The following is a 4803-nucleotide window of genomic DNA, read 5'->3' on the forward strand; positions in this document are numbered from 1 at the left end:
AGTTACTCCGGCGCGGATGTAGTGGGGAAGCAGGCCCACTACCGGCATATCCGTTCCAGCCAGGCGACGGTGCTCCGCGCTGCGCACAAGGAGCACCGGTTCAGCCGGCGCGTCATGGGACCAACCATCACCGCACGACGTGAGGTCTTCGAGGCGCACCCCTTTGAGGCGCTGAGCCGAGGCGAGGACACCGCCTTCCTGGCAGCAGTGGCGGCAGCCAACGCCTCCATCTACTCAGCCGACAGGTTCAATTACTGCCAGGTTCGCATGGAGACAGGGCACCCCTTGGCCGCACCGGATGACGAACTCGCAGCGGGCGGCAATATTCAAATTTCCGGAAATCCACGTGAGCACATCACTCTTTGATTGGGGACAATAGATTGACAAAGATCCAGACCATCGCCGTGATTGGCCTTGGGTACATCGGACTGCCCACGGCCGCGATCCTGGCGACCAACGGGCTTGACGTGATCGGCGTGGACGTCAGCCAGCGGACCGTGGACGCTGTGAACAACGGGCGCGTCCCGTTTGTTGAGCCAGACCTGGAGATCCACGTTGCCGGAGCCGTCAGCCAAGGCCGGCTCAAGGCCACCACCGAGACGCCGGCTGCCGATGCGTACATTGTCGCCGTTCCAACGCCGTTCACGTCGGACAAACGTGCTGACCTGAGCTACATCGAGGCAGCCGCACGCGGCATCGCGCCCCTGCTGCAGGGTGGCGAACTGATCATCCTGGAATCGACGTCACCACCCGGGGCAACCCGCCACCTGGCGGAGTACATTATCTCGCTCCGGCCGGACTTGTCGCTGGACGGCGCCAACGGCAGAGCTGCGATCCTATTGGCCCACTGCCCTGAGCGCGTGCTGCCCGGCAAAGTCATGATCGAGCTGCTCACCAACGACAGAATTGTTGGCGGCATCACCAGCGAAGCGTCCGAGCTCGCGAAGGAGCTATATTCGGTGTTCTGCCAGGGGGAGATACTGGTCACCGACGACGTAACAGCGGAAATGGCCAAACTGGTGGAAAATGCCTACCGCGACGTAAATATTGCCTTCGCCAACGAACTTTCCGTCATCAGTGCAAAGCCGGACATCAACGTCTGGGAGCTGATCAGACTGGCAAATCACCACCCACGCGTCAACATCCTGCAGCCCGGACCTGGTGTCGGCGGGCACTGCATCGCAGTGGATCCTTGGTTCATCGTGGCTGCAGCACCGGAAGAATCACGTTTGATCAGGACGGCACGGACCGTCAACGACGACAAGCCGCGCTGGGTCTTGCACCAGGTGCATGATGCATTTGCCAACCTGCCCGCGAATTCCGAGATCGCTGTGCTGGGACTTGCGTTCAAGGCAAATATTGACGACCTTCGTGAGTCGCCCGCCGTTGAAATTACCCAAGCCATGGCGGAGTCGATGCCTGCCACGCAGATCAACGTCGCCGAGGCCCACATCGATGAGTTGCCCCAGCGCCTTCGGGGCCGGGACAACGTCCGGCTGGTAACCCTGGAGGAAGCCGTGAGCCGGTCCTCACTGGTGGTTCTGCTTGTTGACCATGACGCCGTTCGTGCACTACCCCCCGAGGCCCTTGCAGGGAAGCTCCTCGTCGATACGAGAGGGGTCTTCAGCTCATGATCCGCCGGTTCCTTGAGACTATGCGCACAGCCGTCAAGAGCCGGGGCGTCATCGCGATGGCCCTCTGCGGGATCGCCGGGCTGCTCGCCGGATCCCTCTACTTTTCAGTCGGGCATCCGGCGTTCGCGGTTCTGTCCCTCGGGCTGTTCACCCTCATGGCGGTGACGGCCCAATCGCAACTGGTCAGTATGCGGTGGGTCCAGGAAACCGAAGCCAGGAAGTCCCGCTCGCGCTTCCGCGAACTCCGTGACATGTTGGGCGGAATTTCCCAGTCAGTTCAACGGACTCCGGAAACCAGAGTTGCCACGGCGGCGGCGAAGCCGCCCGTGTCTCCCGGGCCGGCTCCATCGACCGGCGGGGCAATCGGCCGACTGGCGGCCGCTGTCATGGATGACCGGCAGCGTCAGTCCAAAATTCTTGGCTATCTCGGGGTGCCTCCGGCGGCGCCGTGGGGCGGACGGGTCATTTACTCGATCCTCGGCGGGGACCTGTCCCGGTACTTGGGCGATGCGCACGCGCTTGAGGCTCTGCGTCCGAGCACCATAGCCGCCCAGATCGCCAACGGGAGTGGATCCGCGCTGATCGTCGACGACACCGCATTCGCGTCGGGAAGCTGGTTCGGAGCCGATTCCGCGGCGGGGACCTTGCTGGCAAACGAAGTCCTCCAGGCACTGGCTGAATGCCGGTCCCAAGGAATGCCCGTCTATTTTGTGAGAACGCGGCGAGCGGCCGAGATCTACACCCGGGATTTCGAGGCTGCATCGGATGTTGTGTTTTCGGATCGTTCGTCCATGAACGAGTGGACCGAGGACTACAAATTTGGCCTGCTCAATTCGCTGGAAACTTTTGTCAAGATGAAAAAAGAGGCACTCATTGGCTCGCACTGACACCACCGGGTCCACGCGGACCATCCTCCTGTACGGAGACGTCGACCTGAACATCATCGACGGTTCAGCCGTCTGGCTTGTCTCCATGGCCGAAGCGTTGTCACTGACGGGCTCCGAGGTCTGCGTACTGCTCAAGACCGCGGTCACCAACACGCGGCTCCTTGAACGGATTGCCGGCCTGCCTGGCGTGGAAATCGTGCAGCCCGACGCAACCGAGGACGTTGAGGCCCTGAAGCCTCGAACTGCAGCCCAGCGCATGGCGCAACTCGACGCCGAGAGGCCGTTCGACGTCGTGATCGCCCGCGGCGCCCAGGTAGCGGCGCACGTCGCAAACTCCAAAGTCCTTGGTCCCAAATCGTGGCTTTACATCACCGACATCGCACATCCCAGGTCCCGACTTTCTGAAGGCGATCTCGCGATGCTCAGACGGACCGTCGGACAATGCCGGCGTTTCTTCGTGCAGACTGAGGCCGCCCGCTCGCACGTTGAGGCGACGATTCCCGAAGCTGCCGGTAAGACACTTGTCCTCACGCCGATGGTGCCCGATGAATACTTTGATCTGCGGGGAAGCTACCCGAGCAGCGGAACGCAATTGAGCGCCGTCTATTCCGGTAAGTTCGCCAGGAAGTGGCGCACTCTTGAGATGTGCTCACTCCCGGCTGCGGCCGAGGAGAACGATCTTCCCCTTGCGTTGACAATGATCGGCGACAAATTCCAGCATGACCCCCAAGACCCCTCATGGTCGGTCACGATGGAGGATGCCATGGCCTTGCCCTACATCGACTGGACGGGAGGGATGTCGCGTGATGAGGCGGCAAAGGAGGTCAGTCGGCACGATGTCGGGTTGAGCTGGCGTGATGCAAGCATGGACGCCAGTCTCGAAATTTCCACCAAGGTGCTCGAATATGCTGCCCTGGGGGTACCGCCGATGGTGAACCGAAATGCCCAGCATCTGGAGCTCTTCGGCGCCGATTACCCGCTGTATGTCGACGACGATTCGACGGACAGCGTTGTAAACACCCTTCTGGATGCCAGGGAAACCCTGGCAGAGTTGAAAGAGGACGTAAGTTCGCGGGTCCGGCAGTATTCGATTTCATCCTCCGCAAGCCGGCTGAAAGCCTACTTCGAGCGGTCCGAGGGCGACTACGTCCGCAGTCCTCGCTCCAAGCACAAGACCAGGGTGCTGATTGCCGGTCACGATCTTCAGTTCGCAGGCGAGCTCGTATCCGTCCTCGAAATGAGGGACGACATCGAACTTGCTTTCGACCACTGGAAAACACTGCATCACCATGATGCCAAGGAGTCCGAGCGGCTCAGGGACTGGGCTGATGTCATCATTTGTGAGTGGTGTGGACCCAACGCCGTGTGGTACTCGAATAACAAACGGCAGAGACAGAAGCTCATTGTGCGTCTTCACATGTTCGAGCTCAATGGTCCCTGGCTGACGAATGTGGCCGCTGAAAACATTGACGCCCTCATCTGCGTGTCGCAGCTGTTCGTGGAGCGCACCCTCGAAAGTACGGGTTGGACCAGCACTCCGTTCCGGGTTATTCCGAATGCAATTGACCTGGCGGACCTCCGCAGGCCCAAAGCAGCGGATCACAGATTCCGGCTGGGCCTCGTGGGCATTGTTCCGATGCGCAAGCGCCTGGACAGGGCGCTGGACTTGCTGGAGGAATTACTGGAGGAAGACTCCAGGTACACCCTGCACATCCGGGGAAGAATGCCCTGGGAGTATCCGTACGAGTGGAAGAAGCCGCTTCAGAGGGAGGCGTACCTAGAAATCCTGGACCGGATCGGACAGTCCCCGGCGCTTCGGGACGCCGTGGTCTTCGAACCGTTCGGCCCGGATATGGCCAGTTGGATGCGCAAGATCGGATACATTCTCTCGCCCAGCTCGGACGAAAGCTTCCACCTTGCCCCCGCTGAGGCAATGGCGTCAGGTTCCATACCGCTGTTCTGGCAAAGGCCCGGCGTGGATCAAATATTCAGCAAACGCTGGACCCGCGAGACCACGTCCCAGGTTCGAGAGTTCGTCTCCGCGCTCAACAGCTCTCCGGAAGCGCATGAGGAGGAGTCCCTGGCTGCTGCCGAATACGTCCGGCGGTTCGATATGCGAACCACCGGCGAACAGTGGCTGGAGGAGATCTTTCGGAGCTGAATTCACGTCTCACCCGTCCGGTCCATGCGGAGGGTCAAGCGACAAGGTGACCGTCCGCATCAGCCAATGGGCTGATGCGGACGGTCGTCGTCATCACTTGATCATGATCGTCGAGGCGACG

At 60.9% G+C, this 4803-nt stretch carries 3 protein-coding genes and 1 pseudogene; all 4 read left to right on the forward strand.

Features of this window, described 5'->3' with window-relative positions; genetic code table 11:
• Nucleotides 1-366, forward strand: a pseudogene (locus tag J9611_RS20795) (glycosyltransferase); the annotation flags it as partial.
• 14 nt (nt 367-380) lie between these two features.
• Entirely contained in the window at nt 381-1634 is a 1254-nt protein-coding gene (wecC, locus tag J9611_RS20800) for a UDP-N-acetyl-D-mannosamine dehydrogenase (protein ID WP_211883030.1), read from the forward strand.
• 20 nt (nt 1635-1654) lie between these two features.
• Nucleotides 1655-2521: a hypothetical protein gene (locus tag J9611_RS20805; protein WP_211883032.1), complete on the forward strand. Its 867-nt coding sequence runs from the start codon at nt 1655-1657 to the stop codon at nt 2519-2521.
• Entirely contained in the window at nt 2508-4682 is a 2175-nt protein-coding gene (locus tag J9611_RS20810) for a glycosyltransferase (protein WP_211883034.1), read from the forward strand. Before J9611_RS20805 ends, J9611_RS20810 begins: the two co-directional genes overlap by 14 nt.
• Nucleotides 4683-4803: the final 121 nt, after the last annotated feature.

Origin of the sequence: Pseudarthrobacter albicanus, from assembly GCF_018224015.1 — a bacterium.
GTDB classification, from domain to species: Bacteria; Actinomycetota; Actinomycetes; order Actinomycetales; family Micrococcaceae; genus Arthrobacter; species Arthrobacter albicanus.